18 protein-coding genes are annotated in these 18576 nt (G+C 34.9%); 16 read left to right on the top strand and 2 right to left on the bottom strand.

The annotated features are described in order from the left end of the window. Positions 1-29: 29 nt before the first annotated feature. Together MHI39_RS17755 and clpB are read left to right on the top strand one after the other, a co-directional pair. A complete protein-coding gene (locus MHI39_RS17755) occupies positions 30-209 on the top strand; it encodes a YjzC family protein (protein ID WP_058004793.1) in 180 nt (59 codons plus the stop codon). A gap of 175 nt (positions 210-384) precedes the next feature. After that, positions 385-2982, top strand: a complete 2598-nt coding sequence (gene clpB / locus MHI39_RS17750; RefSeq protein WP_280618259.1) for an ATP-dependent chaperone ClpB — start codon at positions 385-387, stop codon at positions 2980-2982. A gap of 108 nt (positions 2983-3090) precedes the next feature. Here the strand turns inward: clpB and MHI39_RS17745 are convergent, their stop codons facing one another. Further along, positions 3091-3273 (bottom strand): YjzD family protein, encoded by a 183-nt coding sequence (locus tag MHI39_RS17745; protein WP_058004794.1) that lies wholly within the window; start codon positions 3271-3273, stop codon positions 3091-3093. A gap of 258 nt (positions 3274-3531) precedes the next feature. Between MHI39_RS17745 and MHI39_RS17740 the strand changes: the two genes are divergently transcribed. The 4 genes from MHI39_RS17740 to MHI39_RS17725 all read left to right on the top strand — a co-directional run bounded on the left by MHI39_RS17740 (position 3532) and on the right by MHI39_RS17725 (position 6432). After that, positions 3532-4248, top strand: a complete 717-nt coding sequence (locus MHI39_RS17740; protein WP_278890263.1) for an alpha/beta fold hydrolase — start codon at positions 3532-3534, stop codon at positions 4246-4248. 122 nt (positions 4249-4370) lie between these two features. Then, positions 4371-5162, top strand: a complete 792-nt coding sequence (locus tag MHI39_RS17735; protein ID WP_278890264.1) for a hypothetical protein — start codon at positions 4371-4373, stop codon at positions 5160-5162. A 112-nt stretch (positions 5163-5274) separates the two neighbouring features. Then, positions 5275-6222: a BMP family ABC transporter substrate-binding protein gene (locus MHI39_RS17730; RefSeq protein WP_342539861.1), complete on the top strand. Its 948-nt coding sequence runs from the start codon at positions 5275-5277 to the stop codon at positions 6220-6222. A 27-nt stretch (positions 6223-6249) separates the two neighbouring features. Continuing rightward, positions 6250-6432, top strand: a complete 183-nt coding sequence (locus MHI39_RS17725) for a ComZ family protein (protein WP_058004798.1) — start codon at positions 6250-6252, stop codon at positions 6430-6432. A 126-nt stretch (positions 6433-6558) separates the two neighbouring features. Here MHI39_RS17725 and MHI39_RS17720 read toward each other — a convergent pair whose 3' ends face one another. After that, complete coding sequence (locus tag MHI39_RS17720; protein WP_278890266.1) at positions 6559-6876, bottom strand: hypothetical protein; 318 nt, start codon at positions 6874-6876, stop codon at positions 6559-6561. Between the two features lie 262 nt (positions 6877-7138). Here MHI39_RS17720 and MHI39_RS17715 point away from each other — a divergent pair, with 262 nt between their 5' ends. From MHI39_RS17715 to MHI39_RS17670, 10 genes are all read left to right on the top strand, one after another. After that, entirely contained in the window at positions 7139-8077 is a 939-nt protein-coding gene (locus tag MHI39_RS17715; RefSeq protein ID WP_058004800.1) for a beta-ketoacyl-ACP synthase III, read from the top strand. A 139-nt stretch (positions 8078-8216) separates the two neighbouring features. After that, positions 8217-9452, top strand: coding sequence for a beta-ketoacyl-ACP synthase II (gene fabF / locus MHI39_RS17710; RefSeq protein WP_259546046.1), 1236 nt, complete (start codon positions 8217-8219; stop codon positions 9450-9452). A gap of 193 nt (positions 9453-9645) precedes the next feature. Then, complete coding sequence (locus tag MHI39_RS17705; RefSeq protein ID WP_278890267.1) at positions 9646-10437, top strand: DUF2268 domain-containing putative Zn-dependent protease; 792 nt, start codon at positions 9646-9648, stop codon at positions 10435-10437. 147 nt (positions 10438-10584) lie between these two features. Then, complete coding sequence (locus MHI39_RS17700) at positions 10585-11610, top strand: ABC transporter ATP-binding protein (protein ID WP_342539860.1); 1026 nt, start codon at positions 10585-10587, stop codon at positions 11608-11610. Between the two features lie 5 nt (positions 11611-11615). Further along, complete coding sequence (locus tag MHI39_RS17695) at positions 11616-12629, top strand: dipeptide ABC transporter ATP-binding protein (RefSeq protein WP_259549561.1); 1014 nt, start codon at positions 11616-11618, stop codon at positions 12627-12629. Between the two features lie 24 nt (positions 12630-12653). Then, complete coding sequence (gene opp4A / locus MHI39_RS17690) at positions 12654-14360, top strand: oligopeptide ABC transporter substrate-binding protein (RefSeq protein WP_278890268.1); 1707 nt, start codon at positions 12654-12656, stop codon at positions 14358-14360. Between the two features lie 38 nt (positions 14361-14398). Beyond that, on the top strand, positions 14399-15364 hold the full coding sequence (opp4B, locus tag MHI39_RS17685; protein ID WP_216384499.1) for an oligopeptide ABC transporter permease: 966 nt from the start codon (positions 14399-14401) through the stop codon (positions 15362-15364). 11 nt (positions 15365-15375) lie between these two features. Beyond that, positions 15376-16272 carry an oligopeptide ABC transporter permease gene (gene opp4C, locus MHI39_RS17680; RefSeq protein WP_058004806.1) on the top strand — a complete coding sequence of 299 codons (897 nt, stop codon included), beginning with the start codon at positions 15376-15378 and terminating at the stop codon, positions 16270-16272. A 246-nt stretch (positions 16273-16518) separates the two neighbouring features. Beyond that, positions 16519-17547, top strand: coding sequence for an ABC transporter ATP-binding protein (locus tag MHI39_RS17675; protein WP_058004807.1), 1029 nt, complete (start codon positions 16519-16521; stop codon positions 17545-17547). Continuing rightward, positions 17544-18557, top strand: a complete 1014-nt coding sequence (locus tag MHI39_RS17670; RefSeq protein WP_216384495.1) for an ABC transporter ATP-binding protein — start codon at positions 17544-17546, stop codon at positions 18555-18557. Before MHI39_RS17675 ends, MHI39_RS17670 begins: the two co-directional genes overlap by 4 nt. Positions 18558-18576: the final 19 nt, after the last annotated feature.

The raw sequence follows: 18576 nt of genomic DNA, 5'->3' as shown, positions 1-18576 counted from the left end.
GGTGATTCTTATTAAGGGGGAATGTTCTCATGGGACAAAGTCATCGTTTTAGATCAGGAGATAAAGCTCCGAACAACGGTATATATGTTGAAATTGGAGAGACTGGAAGTCCAGTTGTCAATCCAAAGCAAGTAAAGTTAAAAGCTGGGGATCATTTTCCAGAATCTTCAAATCATAATCGTCAATGGACATATAAACGCAAACCTTAAAAGGGTGGCCCAAAATGGGTCATCTTTTTTCAAATAAAATAATATATCAAAAAAATCGCGGATGTATCAAATTTTACGCAGATAAAATTGTAAAGCCACGTATATCGATTACATACAAATAGATTTACTAGGAATATGAAGTGATTTCACATAAAATATGGGTGAGGTGAAAATGATGGACATTCAAAAATTCACATTTACAGTTCAGGAAGCTATTGCTTCCGCACAGCAATTAAGTATCGAGTACCAAAATCCAGAAATTGATATTGTTCATTTATGGAGCGCATTAATCGAAAAGCCGGATAGTCTCCTAACCAGTATCTATCATCGAGTCGGTCTTGATACAAATGAAATTAAAGAAAAACTGGATCAAATGATGACGAAAAAGCCTCAAGTCACAGGAAGCAATCAAAACCCATACATATCGACTCAATTAGCAAATTTATTGAATGAGGCTGAAAAGGAAGCTAAAGAATTTGAGGATGAATATATTTCAGTAGAGCATCTTATTCTTGCCCTAATGAAACTTCAATCAAACGAAATCGTAGAATATTTAAGAAAACATCATATCACGAGTGATTTACTAAAGGAAGAAATCATGAAAATAAGGGGGAATCAACGCGTGACTACACAAAACCCTGAAGCGACATATGAAACATTAAAAAAATATGGTCGGGATTTAGTTGCTGCTGTTAAAGAAGGAAAAATAGATCCCGTTATTGGACGAGATAGTGAAATTCGGAATGTGATCCGCATTCTCTCGCGAAAAACAAAAAATAATCCTGTATTGATTGGTGAACCCGGTGTGGGGAAAACAGCCATTGTAGAAGGATTAGCGCAGAGAATCGTAAGGAAGGATGTTCCCGAAGGATTAAAGGATAAAACGATCTTTTCCCTAGATATGGGAGCGTTAATCGCAGGTGCGAAATTTCGTGGAGAATTTGAAGAAAGATTAAAAGCCGTACTTCAGGAAATAAAAAAGAGTGATGGCCAAATATTACTGTTTATAGATGAACTTCATACCATTGTGGGGGCTGGTAAAACAGATGGGGCAATGGATGCTGGCAATATGCTCAAACCGATGCTTGCAAGAGGAGAACTACATTGCATTGGTGCGACAACCTTAGATGAATATCGAAAATATATTGAAAAGGACCCCGCTTTAGAACGACGTTTTCAACAAGTCTTAGTGGAAGAACCAACCGTAGAGGATACGATTTCGATTTTACGAGGTTTAAAAGAGAGATTTGAAGTTCACCATGGCGTCAATATTCATGATCGAGCCCTTGTAGCAGCGACAACTTTATCCAATCGCTATATTACTGACCGTTTTTTACCTGATAAAGCCATTGACTTAGTAGATGAGGCTTGTGCGACGATTCGCGTTGAAATTGATTCTATGCCAAGTGAATTAGATGAAGTAACGCGACGAGTAATGCAATTAGAAATTGAAGAGGCAGCCCTGAAAAAGGAATCGGACGAGGCGAGTAAAGAACGGTTGGAGTTATTACAAAAGGATTTGGCGGATTTAAAGGAAAAAGCCGATGAAATGAAAGCAAAATGGCAGGCTGAAAAGCAAGAATTACAGGTTATACAAGAGAAACGAGAACAGTTAGAAAAACTAAGAAGGCAACTTGAAGAGGCAGAAAATAATTATGATTTGAATAAAGCAGCAGAGCTAAGACATGGTAAAATTCCTGCACTTGAAAAGGAATTGAAAAATATCGAACAATCGATGTCTGCAGATCAGAAGGAAAATAAATTATTGCGTGAAGAAGTAACAGAAGAAGAAATTGCTGAAATTGTTGGTAGATGGACAGGAATCCCCGTAACAAAACTTGTGGAAGGCGAACGGGAAAAGCTATTAAGATTAGAGCAAATCCTTCATGAACGAGTGATAGGCCAAGATGAAGCAGTAAAATTAGTGAGTGATTCAGTATTACGAGCTAGAGCTGGTATTAAGGATCCTAACCGACCGATTGGCTCATTTATTTTTCTTGGACCAACAGGAGTAGGAAAAACCGAGCTTGCTAAGGCTTTAGCTCAAACTTTATTTGATAGTGAAGAACATATGATTCGGATTGATATGTCTGAGTATATGGAAAAACATACTGTTTCCAGATTAATTGGAGCACCGCCTGGTTATGTAGGCTACGAAGAAGGTGGTCAATTAACAGAAGCTGTTAGAAGAAAACCATACTCCGTAATATTATTAGATGAAATAGAAAAGGCTCATCCTGAAGTATTTAATGTGTTATTACAAATTCTTGATGATGGACGTGTGACTGATTCCCAAGGAAGATTAGTTGATTTTAAAAATACAGTTATCATTATGACCTCTAATATTGGCTCAGTCTTCTTGTTAGAGCGTAACAATATCGCAGAAGAAATTTCAGAGGAAACGAAGGAAAAAGTATTAAGTCAACTCCGAGCATCCTTCAGACCAGAGTTTTTAAACAGAGTGGATGACATTATTCTATTTAAGCCATTGTCCATTGAGAATGTAAAAGGAATTGTCACTAAATTGATTCAGCAACTCCAAACTAGGTTAAGTGGTCAATACATCCATTTAACTATTACAAATGAAGCATTAAGTAGGATAGCAGAATCAGCTTATGATCCTGTTTATGGAGCAAGACCGTTAAAACGATATATACAGCATCATGTAGAAACAAAGCTAGCAAGGGAAATTATTGCAGGAAATATACATCCACAAAGTACTGTCGTAATTTCAGTCGAGAACGATGAACTAAAAGTAACAATCGAAAAATAAAGGGATTGTCTAAAATACAAAGGGACCTGACACCATCACACGATATCTAGAAAAACTAGATAAAGTAGTTTCAGATGGTATCAGGCCCCTAATAGACAATCCCTTTTATTAATGAGTTTCCACTTCTGGTTTCGGAATAGCTGCTGCTAAAATCGCAATTAAAACAGTTGCAATAACGCCGATAATGGAGATCGTTTGAATACTATACTCTGTATTCGTCATTGAACTTGCAACATAACCTAAAACTTGCACAAGAATAAAAGTCCAAAAAAGAGTAGCGATAAATTTCAATTCATTCACCCCGATTATTTTAAATTATGTATATAAATGTAAACATTATTAAGATTTCCGTTTCATATTATCATATCTAATGACTTTTATAAATGGATTTCACAAAAATTATATAATTTATATTAAAATTTATCTAGTTTTAGGTAAATCCACTGTCTAAAGATAAAAGGCTTGCATACATTATAATGACCAATACTGTAAAAATGATTGTTAAATTTACACGAACTTTTCAATCGCTTTTAAGAGGAGTTTTAAATAATGTTTGTCACATTTTTGTTTGATCAACAATGGTGTATGTTACATTATCCCAAAAGACCTAATGGATTTGCAGTACTTATATTAGGGGATCAACAGCACTACGTTCATGAAAATTCAAGCGTCTGGATCGAAAATACAGGACGAGCAAAAATGATTGATCAGTTACTAGAAGCGGGTTACACCGTTTTTTACTCTAATTTATTTGGAAAAAACTGGGGTAATCGTCAGGCAGTCGATCACGCATATAATCTTTACCAAATTATTATGAGAAAAGAAATATTGAATAAAAAAATTCATATATTTGCAGAAGGGATGGGAGCCCTTATTGCAGCCCAACTGATTTTATTAATGGAGAATAATATTCGTTCTGTCGTCTTATTTTCACCATGCATTTCACTTGATGATCATTTGCAGCAAGAAAAGGACAGAAAATTTTATTATAAGAAATTAATGAAGGAAATCGAAATTGCTCATAAAGAGAATAAAGTCAAGTTAAATATGAAGGAAACCTATGAAAAATTAATGCAGCCACTATGTTTTATACAAGTTGTCGATCAAAATTTATATAAGGATCAACAAAGTATTATTCATGCTATTATTCAAACTCGTAAACAACATAAAAGACAAGTAAATAATCATTTTATATTGCAAGAAAATCGCGAATATATTACTAGGAAAATGATTAAATTCCTACAAGAAAATGAGAGTATTATATAAGACAATCTAGCGGGAGCTGTGTGAGCTCCCTTTTTAATATAGGAAGACATAAAAATAATTTAAAGAAGGGCTGCATACGATTATTTATAAGGATGAGTTATTTATAAGAGGGGGTCTTTTTTATGGAGCAGGCCATAGTTTTTGCTGCTCAGCAATTTATAGGCTTTGAGCTTTGTAAGCAATTGTTAAATGAAGGATTTGAAGTGATTGCTTTGGAGCATGAGATGATGTTAGATGAACAGGCAGAGGATAAATGGCTAGAAATAGGAAGAAATGCAAATTTAACCTATGAAATGATAAATAATTCTATACAGCTCAACCATCCATCATATATTTGTTTTATACCATTATATGATTTATTTATTCAACGTAATAATAAAATCGTAGAGGATTGGCATAAAAGCTTTACAACACTTTATCAGATGATTGAACCAAGAGTTGAATTAATTATTTTCATTAGCCCTGTCCAATGGAGAGTTAACGAAAATACAATCTACCAAGAGATTAGAAATGAATTATTACAAACAACAAGAAAATCGCATTGGATTGAATTTTTTCTACCTACTATTTATGGTCCATGGCAACCAAATCAATTTTTATTTCAACAGCTTATAAATGAACAACAGCATCAAAATTACATAGATGATTTGGAAGATGCCCTTTATATCGAGGATGCAGTCCGAACAATATTAGATAATACTGACATGGAATTATATGGAGAGACAGTCTTCATTGAAAGTGGTCATACGGATATATGGTGGAAGTGTGTAAACTATTTAAATCCAACTTTTCAACAAAAGAATCAACAGGAAATTCGAAAAATGGAAAAGTTTTCGAAAAAAATTAGTGTCAAAGAAAATATGTCATTTAAGCAAGCACTTGAAAAGCAAAAACAGCATTATTTTCGGAAATAATAATTTATTTGCTATTTCTCCTTTCAGAAGTAAAATAGAAAAGGAATTTATGTAACTCTTATTATTTCTAAAAATATTAATGATAGAGCTTTAAAAAGGAGTATGCGTAAGCATGATAAAAAAGTTATTAATTATCATTGCCTGTATATTACTTTTATCAAGTTGCTCAAATGGGGTTGATAAAGGTAAACTTAACAAGGTAGGAATGTTAGTACCTGAAACAATCAATGATCAAGTCTGGGGAACAAAAGGGTATAAGGGTCTGTTGAATATTCAAAATAATTTTGATGTCGATGTCTATTATAAAGAAGGAATTGAAAATGCGTCTGCCATCGAACATGCTGTCAGTGAATTTAAACAAAAAAATGTAAATTTAATTTTTGGACATGGAGTGGAATACGCGGATACTTTTAATAAAATAGCTAAAAAATATCCTACTATTCATTTCGTTAGCTTCAATGGGGATGCAACACAAAAAAATACAACTAGTTTAAGATTTGAAGGCCACGCAATGGGTTTTTTTGGTGGAATGACAGCGGCACATATGTCAACCACAAAAAAAATAGGTATTATTGCAACCCATAGCTGGCAGCCAGAAATTAAAGGATTTGTTGAAGGCGCAAAATATGAGGATCCAAATATTACCGTCTTATTAAAGTATACTGATAATTGGGATGATGGACAAAAAGCTGTAGAGCTTTTGGACAAATTATTAGATGAAGAAGTAGATGTGGTATACCCAGCTGGTGATGGCTTTAATGTACTGGTCATTGAAAAAATTAAAGAAAAAGGTCTATATGCAATAGGCTATGTTTCAGATCAATCGGACTTAGGGAAAAATACAGTTCTAACAAGTACGATTCAACAAGCAAGTAAGCTTTATGATATTGTCGCAAAAAAATATGCAGAGGGTACTCTCCAATCAGGGAATCTTTCATTTGACTTCCAAGATGGTGTAATAGAAATGGGGAAATTCAGTCCCCGAGTTGACGAAAAATTTCAAAGGAAAATGAAACGTTTTGTCAAAAAATATAAAGAAACAGGAGAATTACCAAAGTAAATGTTAGCTTGTAGGAGGAAATGAGAAATGAATCAAGACAAATCGATGGAATTTATGCAAATAGCAATGAAATACTTACCAGAGGCAAAAGAAAAATTAGATCAAGCGGGAGTGGAGATTTCCTTTGAATTGCTTCAACCTTTTATGGAATTATTCACTAAGGTGATGAATGAAGCGTATGAGCTTGGAAAAAATGATGCATTAAAATAGGTAACAAAATATTTCTTATAGAAAAAAGCTTCCATGAAAATGGAAGCTTTTTTAAGGGATATGAAAACTTAAATTAATTATCGTCTTATAGGTACATCTGTTCTGATCAATACACTTACGCTTTTCTTATTTATCTTTTTGAAGAAATTTATTTATAATTGGAGACACTTTTTGAAACATCGGTTTCAATTCATTCAAGGAATTGAACAGATTATCCACATGATTCATCATTTTATCATAATCAATATTTTGTAACTTCGGATTATTTAAGAGATTTGATAATAAATCATCTGTTTCTTTTGGTTGATTATTTACTTGATTTATAGGGGGTGCTGGCCTTTCCCCTCTAACATTACCGAAAAACATTCTGTCAAATGGATGTACAATTCCTTCGCTATTGTCTCTAGTTTCCTCATTACTTTCTTGAATTGCTTCCTCACTCAATGGTTATTCCCTCCTTCCTTAATATTCAAATTATGCTACATACATGTCTTAAGAATAGATGAGTGTCCCGGGTATGCATTCAAATCTTGAATAGTGACAAAAAAAAATCGACCTGCTATAATTAGTAGCAGGTCATAATAATAACTATAAATGTAACCGAATGATAATATGAATTCAAAGCCTATAATAAGTTGAGCGAAAAGCAAAGAAAATATAGTTTTGATTTGTCTTGTTAACACATCTATAAAGGAGATGTCTCTTTATGAATGCAGGAATCATTGGAGTAGGAAAGTTTAGTCCTGAGAGGGTATTATCTAATTTTGACTTAGAAAAGATGATGGACACATCAGATGAATGGATTCGTACAAGAACAGGAATTGAAGAACGAAGAATTGCTGATAAAGATATGAATACATCTGATATGGCTTATGAAGCTGCTGCAAAAGCGATTAAAGATGCAGGAATAGCACCTGAAGAATTAGATCTAATTCTTGTTGCAACAGTGACACCTGATCAACCTTTTCCATCAGTTGCGTGTATGCTTCAAGACCGTTTAGGTGCAAAAAAAGCGGCGGCAATGGACATAAGCGCAGCTTGTTCTGGTTTTATGTACGGTGTAGTGACGGCTAAACAATTTATTGAAACAAATGCTTATAAGTATGTGCTGATTGTTGGTGTGGAAAAGCTATCTAAAATTACTAATTGGGAAGACCGAAATACAGCTGTCCTCTTTGGTGATGGTGCAGGTGCAGCGGTAATGGGGCCGGTTTCAGAGGGAAGAGGAGTATTAGCCTTTGATTTAGGTGCAGATGGATCTGGTAGAAAACACTTGTATGAAGATGAAAACAATCATATTATTATGAATGGTAGAGAAGTGTTTAAATTTGCTGTAAGACAAATGGGTGAATCATGTATTAATGTCATTGAACGAGCAGGATTAACTAAAGAGGATGTTAATTTTCTAATTCCCCATCAAGCGAATATCCGTATTATGGAAGCCTCAAGACAAAGATTGGAATTGCCAATTGAAAAGATGTCTAAAACCGTTCATAAATATGGAAATACCTCTTCTGCTTCGATTCCAATTTCATTAGTTGAAGAATATGAAGCAGGAAAAATTAAAGATGATGATGTCATTGTGCTAGTTGGTTTCGGTGGTGGATTGACATGGGGTGCAATTGCACTTCGATGGGGTAGGTAACTAGAAAACTGGAACTTTCATTTATTTCGGGTTATTATGTTAAAAGTAACGAATGCTCTTTTGGCTTATGATAGCTATAAATGTAAGAACAGAGCTTAAATAAAATGATAATCTTCTTGAATTGGAAGGAGATAGAGAAATGGAAAATAAACGTGTAGTTGTTACTGGAATAGGAGCAGTATCACCAGTAGGAAATGATGCAAGAACATCATGGGAAAATATCATTGCTGGTAAATCCGGTATTGGACCATTAACAAGAGTGAATGCAGAAGAATATCCTGCTAAAGTTGCTGCTGAAGTAAAAGATTTTGATATTGAAAACTATATTGAAAGAAAAGAAGCAAGAAAAATGGATCGTTTTACACATTATGCAATAGCTGCTTCAATGATGGCGGTAAAGGATGCAAACTTAACCATTAATGAAGACAATGCCAATCGTGTGGGTGTATGGATCGGTTCAGGAATTGGTGGAATGGAAACATTTGAAAATCAATTTGAAACGTTCCAAAAACGTGGATATCGTCGTGTCAGTCCATTTTTTGTACCTATGATGATCCCTGACATGGCTGCAGGACAAGTATCTATTTTTTTAGGTGCCAAAGGTATTAATTCATGTACTGTAACTGCATGTGCAACAGGTACAAACTCAATTGGCGATGCTTTTAAGGTTATTCAACGTGGTGATGCAGATGTTATGATTACTGGTGGGGCAGAAGCGCCTATCACCAGAATGTCAGTAGCAGGATTTTGCGCAAATACGGCCTTATCAACTAATCCAGATGTAAATACAGCGAGTAGACCATTCGATCTAAACCGTGATGGGTTTGTCATTGGTGAAGGGGCAGGTATTCTTATACTTGAGGAACTAGAACATGCACTTGCCCGTGGTGCAGACATCTATGCAGAAATTGTTGGATATGGAGCAACAGGTGATGCGCATCATATTACAGCGCCAGCACCAGGTGGTGAAGGTGGTGTTCGTGCCATGCAAGCTGCTTTGAATGATGGAAACATCCAACCGAACGAAGTTGATTATATTAATGCACATGGGACAAGTACAGAGTATAATGATAAATACGAAACAATGGCTGTAAAAGAAGTATTTGGAGAGCATGCATACAAGCTAGCTGTTAGCTCAACTAAATCAATGACTGGTCATTTACTTGGTGCTGCAGGTGGAGTTGAAGCAATCTTTTCAGTATTGGCGATCAAAGAAGGAATGATCCCGCCTACGATTAACTTAGAAACACCGGATCCAGAATGTGATTTAGATTATGTATCGGACGGTGCCAGAAAACAAGAGGTTAACGTAGCAATGAGTAATTCATTAGGCTTTGGTGGGCATAATGCAACGATAGTATTTAAGAAATATTAATATGAATGTTTTGGACAGGATATTGATTCCTGTCCTTTTTTTAGTGGTACAGGAAAAGCATAAACTTTTTACTTCACAACCCTTATTTTGACCTTTGAAATTTTGGAGATTTAAAATAATATAGAATATTTGTTGCTTTTATAGATCCCTTTGATTATTTAGTCATAGAATAAACAGAATAGAACGAAAGAAGGTGGGTCCTATTGGGGTAATTCGTACAGATCAATGGTTAGAAGAGTTAATGGATCAACCAGAAAAAATTTGTAAGAAAATTGATCCCACAATTAAAAATGCTCGTGCCTATTATGAATATTTGCAGTTCTTTGGTATGTATCGGCCCCATAGACGCTCAAAGGATTTATTAGAAGTATTAAAGGAAAAACAAGCATGGGAGAAGATGGCCCAATATTATAAGAAATACAAAAAGCTTTGGAGCGGTCCTGAGATTAATATTTATATATTACCTATTAACAAATACAATCATGGATTAATTCGCCAGACAAATGGAAAATCAGGGGTTACTTTTAAAGATAAAATTTTATTTTTTATAGGTGAAATAGATGATGAAAAAGAATGGGAAGCATTATTCATTCATGAATATAATCATGCAACAAGAATGCAACATATGAAAGGGAATACACTGGACTATACATTGCTTGACTCCTTGGTATTAGAAGGATTAGCTGAGTATGCAGTGGAACATTATTGTGGTGAAAAGTATTTAGCAAAGTGGACAAAAGGCTATTCTGATAAGATGTTAAAAAAGTTTTGGAAAAGTGATTTTGAAAGTAGATTAAAATTAAAGAAAAGAAATCCATTACATGATGATTTACTTTTTGGAAGAAAGCTTGTACCCCATATGATAGGATATGCTATAGGATATAAGATAATTTCTGAATATAATAAAAAAACTATATATTCCATTAATAAATTGTTTTCTGTTCCTTCTGAAAATTTAAACTTTAGTAATATTTTTAATGATTAAACCCATAATATATGGGTTTTTTTACTATTATTCGGCAAATTGTGATATTTCTAATAAAAAAATATTGCAATTATTGTCGAACTATAATAATATACTATTTAAATATAGCAACTTGTCTGAATAATTAAGAAGTTTGAGGTGTAGCCCATGAGCACGGAAGCAAACTTAAAAAACCAATCACCACTACTTGAGGTGAAGAATTTAGAAACAGCCTTCAGTATTGAGGGCAAATTATATAATGCAGTTGATAATGTATCCTTCAATGTGAAGCCAAAACAAATTGTTGGTGTTGTAGGAGAATCAGGTTGTGGTAAGAGTGTAATGTCCTTATCAGTAATGAAGCTGCTTCCTAAGGGAATTGGTTCAATACGTAATGGGGAGGTTGTATTCGAGGGAAAAAATATTGCACAGATGTCGGACAAAGAAATGAATAAGATTCGTGGAAAAGATATATCAATGATATTCCAAGAACCAATGACTTCTTTGAATCCAGTTTTTACAATTGGTTATCAATTGCAAGAGACACTTTTCAACCATATGAGCATTTCTAAAAAAGAAGCGCGTGATAAAAGTATCGCTTTATTGAAAAGTGTTGGTATCTCTCGACCAGAAAAAATTGTTGATGAATACCCACATCAATTATCCGGTGGTATGAGACAACGTGTGATGATTGCCATTGCTATTGCTTGCCAGCCTAAGCTGTTAATTGCTGATGAACCAACAACAGCTTTAGATGTTACGGTTCAAGCACAAATCTTAGATTTATTGAAAGAAATCCAAGAAGTGAACGATATGGCTGTTATTATGATCACTCACGACTTGGGAGTCGTTGCTGAAATGTGTGACGAAGTAATCGTCATGTATGCAGGGAAGATCGTTGAGAGAACAGATGTTGATACATTATTTCACAATCCAAAACACCCATATACAGAATTGCTTATGAATGCAATTCCGAAAATGGATGAAGAGGTAGAAACATTAAGTACGATTGAGGGGATCGTTCCTTCGCTTCAAAAGATGCCTCAAGTAGGCTGTCGTTTTGCGAATCGTTGCCCGAAAGCAATGCCAGAATGCAAAACAATAACACCGCAGCTTGCGGAAATTGTAGCGGGTCATGAGGTTTCCTGTTTGCTTTATGAAACAAGCAAACCAAAAGAGGGGGCAATGGTTTAATGAGTATGACGGTAAATAATATTGAGGAAAAAGCCTCAAATAAAAAACTGAAAAATGACAATCTGTTGGAGATTCAAAATCTTAAGACGTACTATCCGATTAAAGGTGGATTTTTTAAACGGACAGTAGGAAACGTTAAAGCCGTTGATGATGTGAGTTTCACGATTGGAAAAGGTGAAACATTAGGATTAGTTGGAGAATCAGGTTGTGGAAAGTCTACAACTGGAAGAACGATATTACGCTTGTTAAGTCCTACATCTGGAAAAATTATTTTCGATGGAAAGGATATTACTAATCTTTCCGGTAAGGATTTGCGCTTAGCGAGAAAAGATTTTCAAATGGTCTTTCAGGATCCGTATGCCTCGTTAAATCCGAAACAAATGGTTGGAGATATTGTATCTGAACCAATTAGAAACTTTTCAAATAAGAGTTTAAAAGATTTAAAAGACGAAGTAATGAGTCTTCTTAAACGAGTTGGTTTACCAGAGGATGCTTATTATAAGTACCCACATGAATTTTCAGGTGGTCAACGACAAAGAATCGGGATTGCGAGGGCATTGGCATTAAAGCCGAAATTAATTATAGCGGACGAGCCTGTATCGGCCCTTGACGTATCCGTTCAATCACAGGTACTGAATCTATTAAAAGAATTGCAAGACGAGTTTGACTTAACCTTTTTATTCATTGCCCATGATTTAAGTGTTGTGAAACATATGAGTGACCGAATTGGGGTTATGTATCTTGGTAATTTAGTAGAGCTTGCTGACAAGGATAGCCTATATTCTGAGCCTCTACACCCATATACACAAGCATTGATTTCTGCGATTCCAGAACCAGATCCTCGGAAACGAAAAGAGAGAATTGTTTTACAGGGGGATGTACCTTCGCCCGCTAATCCACCAACAGGATGTCCCTTTCATACAAGATGTCCCGTTGCGAAAGAGGAGTGTTCGAAGGTTAAGCCTACTTTAAAGGAGGTGAAACCCGGACACCAAGTTGCATGTATTCTATATAACTAAAGAGAAAAAATGGGGGGAAATACCTTGAAAAGAAAATCAATACTATTACTAACTGCACTAATGCTAGTTATGTCTATGTTTCTAGCAGCATGTGGTAGTAAAGAGAAATCAAGCGAATCAACTGATGGTAAGAAATCTGCTTCAAGTGGTCCACAAGATGGTGGAACATTGGTATACGGTGTGGATACAGCACCTGAAGGAATCTTTAACTTTAATTTCTATGGCAATAAATCTGATTCCGAAGTTTTGCAATTTATTGATGATGATTTACTCACTTACGATAAAAACATGAAGGCGCAACCAAATATTGCTTCATGGGAAACAAAAGATAACAAAGTTTATACTTTTACATTCAAAAAAGGTGTGAAATGGCAAAATGGTGAAGAACTAACAGTTGATGACTGGATCTTCGCAATTGAAACTCTTGCTGATAAAGACTATGATGGCCCACGATATGTAAATGTTAAAGATATCGAAGGAGCTCCAGCATATCATGATGGAAAAGCTAAAGAAATTACTGGACTTAAAAAGATTGATGATTATACAATCGAGATTACATTTGATAAACCTCGTGTAAATAATCTTGAAAATTTATGGACACACCCACTTTCACGTAAAGAATTTGAAGGAGTGAAAGTGAAAGAAATGTCCGCATCACCACAAGTTCGTCAAAAACCAATTGGTACTGGCCCATATAAAATAAATAAAGTGGTACCAGGAGAATCAATTGAATTAGTACGTAATGAAGATTACTGGCAAGGTAAGCCACATATTGAAAAAATTATTATTAAAGTAGTTGACGCAAGCTTACTTATTGGTGAATTGAAAAACAATACAATTGATTTTTCACCATTTTCACCAGTTAGCTATGATGAGATCAAAAAGCTTGATAATATCAACATCCTAAAAACTCCTGGTGTATCTTACTACTATGTAGGATTCAGACTTGGAACTTGGGATGGTAAAACAAACGTAGCAAACTATGATAAGTATCAAAATAAAGAACTTCGTCAAGCGATGGCATATGCTATTAATCGTGAAGAGTGGAATGATGCATTCTTCTTCGGTCTTGGACATCCTGTAAACCGTCCTATACCTTCTTCTCACTGGATTGCAGCTGACAATAGTGAGTTACCAAATGATTATAAATATGATCCAGAAAAAGCGAAGAAAATGCTAGATGAAGCAGGCTATAAAGATAAAGATGGCGACGGCTTCCGTGAAGATCCTAAAGGTAAAAAATTTGTAGTGAATTTCAGCCATTATCAAACAACAAACCCAACATTTGAAGCTCGTGCAAAACAAATTGCTCAATATTGGGAAGAAGTTGGATTAAAAACAAAAGTTACTATGACAGAAGCAAACCTTTACTATGATATGTTAGAAAAAGGAGATAAATCTGTAGAAGTATTCTTTGGTGGATGGAGCACAGGATCTGATCCAGATCCATCAGGCTTATGGAGATCAGATGCTCTTTGGAACTATCCTCGTTGGGTAAATGCCGACTCTGATAAATTACTTGATGATGCGTTAGATGTGTCTATTGTAGGAACAGATCAAGAAAAACGCAAACAGCTGTATGTAAATTGGCAAAAATTATTCAATGAAGAAGTACCTGCTATTCCAATTTCTGAGTTAGATGATACGTTTGCATTAACAAAGCGTGTTAAAGGAGTAGAAGTAACTCCACTTGGTACGAATAGTCCACATGAATGGTGGATTGAACAATAATATCTACTTAAGCTGTAATATAGATAAGGGGAATGCACATGTTGAAATATAGCCTTAGAAGAATACTTGGCATGATCCCAATGTTACTCCTTATCTCCATTGTAGTATTTACCCTGGCAAAACTAATGCCAGGGGACTCCTTCAGTGGGGAGATTGATCCGACAAATACTGATCCGCAATATATCGAACAGATGCGTGAAAAACTTGGTTATAATGATCCTGTCTATGTTCAATATTTTAGGTGGATATCAGATTTTGTCCAAGGAGACTTTGGAAAATCTACACGTTATAAGATGGATGTATCTGATGTAATTGGGGAGAGAATACCAAATACTATTTTTCTTTCAGCTACATCATTAATTATTACGTATTTATTCGCATTTTTTATGGGTTCATACGCAGGGAGGAAACCTTATACACTCGGTGATAATCTTATAGGTGGTGTAAACTATCTTGGATTATCAATACCATCTTTCGTTGCTGCGGTATTTGCAATCTATTTCTTCTCATTTCAATTAAACATTTTTCCATCAAATGGATCAGTTGATATTACAGTAACTGAAGGTACATTTGAATATTGGTTAAGTAAAATTCATCATGTTATTTTACCAGCTTTAATTTTAGGATTATTAAGTACAGCAAGTTATACTCAATTTTTAAGAAATGATATTATCGAGAATAGTCGAAAAGACTTTGTCCGTACGGCAAGAGCAAAAGGAACAAAGGAAAGCAAAATTTACAATGTTCATATTTTGAGAAATTCTATCATTCCATTAGTTACATTTTTAGGATTTGATATTGTTTCATTAGTTGGTGGTGCCATTATCACAGAAACAATATTTACATATCCTGGTATTGGACAATTATTTATTGATTCAATTAGAAATAATGATTATCCAATTATTATGACTTTGACAATGATGTTCTCGTTTTTAACATTATTCGGGAATTTAATTGCTGATATATTATACGGGGTCGTTGATCCGCGTATCCGGTTAGATTAAGGGGGATGGACATGGAAATCGTTACAGATAAATCAATAGGAAAAGTAAATCAAAAAAGTCTTTCTCCATGGGCCATTGCTCGTCGTAAATTTATCAAAAATAAGCTAGCCATGGTCAGTTTAATTTTTTTAGTTATTGTTGCTATCGTTTCATTGTTAGCACCGATTATCACTACACAAGATATTACTAAGATTTATATTAGTCAAATGTCTTTATCTCCTTCAGCAGAGCATTTTTTAGGCACAGATAAAAGTGGACGAGATGTGTTTACTAGACTATTGTACGGTGGAAGAGTTTCGTTGTTTTTGGGGCTATCGTGTACTTTCTTAGTTATTTCCTTCGGTACGATTGTAGGAGCTATTGCTGGCTATTTTGGTGGCATTGTGGATAGTTTACTAATGCGCTTTACTGACTTTGTACTAAACTTTCCGTTCATGGTTTTTGTTATTGTATTAAATGCCATTTTATTCGGAAAGGTATCCGGTTTATGGGTATTGATTGGTGTAATTAGCTTTCTAAGCTGGGGCGGTGTAGCTCGTATTGTCCGAAGTAAGATATTAGCTGAAAAAGAAAATGAATATGTGTTATCATCCGTATCCATTGGCTGTTCATCATCAAAGGTAATAGTAAAACACTTACTACCTAATGTACTTTCCACTATCATTGTACAAGCAAGTATAACATTTGCCAGTATGATAGTAGCCGAAGCAGGATTAAGTTATTTAGGGTTTGGTGTTCCGCAGGAAATACCTAGCTGGGGAAACATGTTATCATCAGCGAATGAACCAGATGTCTTGCAATATAAACCGTGGATTTGGATACCACCTGCATTAATCATAACTTTGACGACTTTATCCATTAATTTTATTGGTGAAGGATTGAAAGATGCACTAAATCCTAAATCATAATAATCGATTCCCATCTAAATTGGTGGGGATTTTTTTGTGCCCAAAATATCCTTCTTTTTTCTACATTTCTCCGCAAAAGTCATCACAATATAAAATTTTTTTTAACAAAAAATCCTATTATTCTAATATATTAAACCTTCAATCTAGTTTAAAAGTTTAAAAAAGTCTTGCAAATGTAACGGTATTGTAATAATATTTATTCAAATATAATAACTTTCAGAATAATTAAAGAGTTTGAGGTGTAAAATGAGCACAAAAACAAACTTCAATAATCAGGCACCGATCTTAGAGGTAAAGAATTTAGAAACCGCCTTTAAAATTGATGGGGAGCTTTATAATGCAGTTGATAATGTATCTTTTAATGTTAAACCAAAACAAATTATTGGTGTTGTAGGTGAATCTGGCTGTGGGAAGAGTGTTATGTCCTTATCAGTAATGAAGCTATTACCCAAAGGAATAGGTTCTATCCGGAATGGTGAGGTCATATTTGAGGGTAAAAACATCGAGAAACTAACAGATAAAGAAATGAATAAAATTCGTGGGAAGGATGTTTCGATGATCTTCCAGGAACCGATGACATCGCTGAATCCTGTTTTCACGATTGGCTATCAATTACAAGAAACTCTCTTCAATCATATGGATATATCGAAAAAAGAAGCAAGACTGAAGGCCATTGCATTATTGAAAAGTGTTGGTATTTCACGTCCCGAGAAAATAGTGGATGAGTATCCCCACCAATTATCAGGTGGTATGAGACAGCGTGTGATGATCGCCATTGCAATTGCATGTCAGCCAAAGCTATTAATCGCAGATGAACCAACAACGGCATTGGATGTTACAGTTCAAGCACAGATACTTGATTTATTAAAGGAAATTCAAGAAGTCAATAATATGGCAATCATTTTAATTACCCATGATCTCGGTGTTGTTGCTGAAATGTGTGATGAAATAATAGTAATGTATGCAGGAAAAATTGTGGAAAGAACGGATGTAGATACATTATTTCATAATCCTAAACATCCATATACAGAGCTTTTAATGGGTGCAATTCCTAAAATGGATGAGGATGTAAAAAAATTAAGTACTATTGAAGGGATTGTTCCTTCATTGAAAAATATGCCTCAAGTAGGCTGTCGTTTTGCTAACAGATGTCCGAAGGCTATGCCGGAATGTAAAACAATTACTCCACAATTGGCAGAAACGGAAGCAGGTCATGAGGTTTCATGTTTACTCTATGAAACAAGTAAGCCGAAAGAGGGGTCGAAAATTCAATGAGCAATACGGCAACAATTAATCAAACCGAAGAGAAAGTAGAAAACTCTGAGAAATTATTACAAATTGAGAATCTAAAAACCTATTATCCTGTTAAAGGCGGTTTTTTAAGAAGAACGATTGCTGAAGTTAAGGCTGTGGATGATGTAAGCTTTGAAATAAATAAAGGCGAAACCTTGGGGTTAGTTGGTGAATCGGGATGTGGTAAATCTACAACAGGCAGAACCATTTTAAAATTGCTAAAACCAACTTCGGGAAAAATAATCTTTGATGGTAAAGATATTACTAATTTAAATGGAAAGCAACTTAGACTTGCAAGAAGGGATTTTCAAATGGTTTTCCAAGATCCATATGCTTCCTTAAATCCGAAGCAAATGGTTGGTGATATTGTGGCAGAACCAATTAGAAATTTCTCCAATAAATCCTTAAAGGATTTAAAAGACGAAGTAATGGAATTATTGCATAAAGTTGGATTGCCTGAAGATGCCTATTACAAATATCCTCATGAGTTTTCGGGAGGACAAAGACAAAGGATAGGAATTGCTCGTGCACTTGCTTTGAGGCCGAAGTTAATCGTTGCTGATGAACCGGTATCTGCACTGGATGTGTCGGTGCAATCCCAAGTATTAAATCTATTAAAAGAGCTGCAAGATGAATTTGATCTAACCTATCTATTTATTGCGCATGATTTGAGCGTAGTTAAACATATGAGTGATCGAATCGGTGTCATGTATTTGGGGAATTTAGTGGAAATTTCCGAAAAAAACAGTTTATATGCGGAGCCTTTACACCCATATACACAAGCATTAATTTCAGCAATACCAGAGCCTGATCCAAGAAAACGAAAAGAAAGAATTGTGTTACAAGGGGATGTTCCAAGTCCTGTCAATCCTCCATCTGGATGTCCTTTTCATACGAGATGTCCGGTTGCGAAAGAAGAGTGTTCGAAGGTCAAGCCATCTTTAAAGGAGGTGAAGCCAGGACATAAAGTTGCATGTGTGCTTTACAATTAATGACTAATAATTGGGGGGA

It is taken from the genome of Heyndrickxia sp. FSL K6-6286 (assembly GCF_038630395.1).
Taxonomy (GTDB): Bacteria; Bacillota; Bacilli; order Bacillales; family Bacillaceae_C; genus Heyndrickxia; species Heyndrickxia oleronia.
Note: the sequence above shows the minus strand (reverse complement) of the source record. Positions and strands in the feature narration are given on the sequence as shown.